We start from the raw sequence: 1,439 nt of genomic DNA, 5'->3' as shown, positions 1-1,439 counted from the left end.
ATAAAGAAGTAGTACAAACACGCTCTTGAGTTCTCAAACCACCACCACACGACAGACCGGAACCAAACCCCTCCAACCGGAGGAACCCGACCGCTCAGCGGCAGCGAGTGAATAACTTACACCACCCACACCACAAACGCAAACCCAACCCCAAACAACCACCACAAAACCCAACAAACACAACACATCCACCGGCGTGTCGCAAACACCCAAAAACCACCCACAACCACACCAACCAACCCCACACACCACAACCAACACCACCAAAAAACAACCACCACCGGCGTGTCGCAAAAAGAACCAGCCGCAATCGAGACCCGCACCCACCTGCTGCGGACATGATGAACAGTGCGATAATTTCAATCGACCAACATTGTTCTCATCCACGATGGATAGGTGACCATGCAACGAACGGCAATCAGCCCACGCACCGTCGCGTTTCCGGCAGCCCTCAGACAGTACGTCGACGACGATCACGGCCTGTTCGACAGCAGCTCGTCACCGCAAGCGCGGGTATACTACTCGGCAAAAGATCACGGATATTTCATCAAAACCGCCCCAGCTGGCTCACTACGGCGTGAGGCCCAGTTCACCACATACTTTCACAGCAAAGGACTCGCCGCACCGGTGCTTCATTACGGCATCGATGAATCAGCACGCGACTGGCTGGTGACCGCGCGCATACCAGGCGAGGACTGCGTCTCGCGGCGATATCTGCACGAGCCAGCACGGTTGACCGTGCTCTTGGCGCATCGGCTGCGGGCATTGCACAAACTCGACTCCGCCGATTGTCCCGATCAGAACCGGTTAAGTGACTATCTTGCGACCGCGGAACGCAATCATGCAGCCGGCCATTGGGATACGTCGTTCTACACCGAGCTCTACGGCGGCGCCACTGTGGACGAGATCTATGCGATCGTTCGCGACCGCAAGTCGCTGCTGCGTGCGGATACGCTGATTCATGGGGATTACTGCCTGCCGAACGTGATTTTGGACGATTGGCGGTTTAGCGGCTTCGTTGACTTGGATTGCGCCGGCGTAAGCGACCGGCACGTGGATGTGTACTGGGCTTTGTGGACGCTGCGATTCAACCTGCATACGGATGCATACCGCGGGCTGTTTCTTGACGCATACGGACGGGACCTCGTCGATGAGGATCTGCTGCGGACGATCGCCGCAATCGAAGTGTTCGGGTAGAGAGATACCGCATAACGGGAAAACCACCACGTGGATTATCCGATAACGGGCATTATGTCGTCATTGATGAGAACAACGATGTCATCAATCCGATGGAAAGCCGTACTGGCTGTGTGTGGGTGAATAAAGGGAGGGCCCCGGGAGCGTGTTGCTCGACCGGGGTCCTTCGTGACGTGTAAATGCGGCGGCGTGCTACTCTCCCACACCCTGTCGAGTGCAGTACCATCGCCGTGCCAGGCCTT

1 protein-coding gene is annotated in these 1,439 nt (G+C 56.7%); it reads left to right on the top strand.

What is annotated here, in order from left to right; all coding sequences use genetic code 11:
* Nucleotides 1–402: 402 nt before the first annotated feature.
* On the top strand, nucleotides 403–1,197 hold the full coding sequence (locus tag KIH76_RS11465; RefSeq protein WP_219070781.1) for an aminoglycoside 3'-phosphotransferase: 795 nt from the start codon (nucleotides 403–405) through the stop codon (nucleotides 1,195–1,197).
* Nucleotides 1,198–1,439: the final 242 nt, after the last annotated feature.

The organism is Bifidobacterium simiiventris, from assembly GCF_019331715.1.
In the GTDB taxonomy this organism is placed as follows: Bacteria; Actinomycetota; Actinomycetes; order Actinomycetales; family Bifidobacteriaceae; genus Bifidobacterium; species Bifidobacterium simiiventris.
Note: the sequence above shows the minus strand (reverse complement) of the source record. Positions and strands in the feature narration are given on the sequence as shown.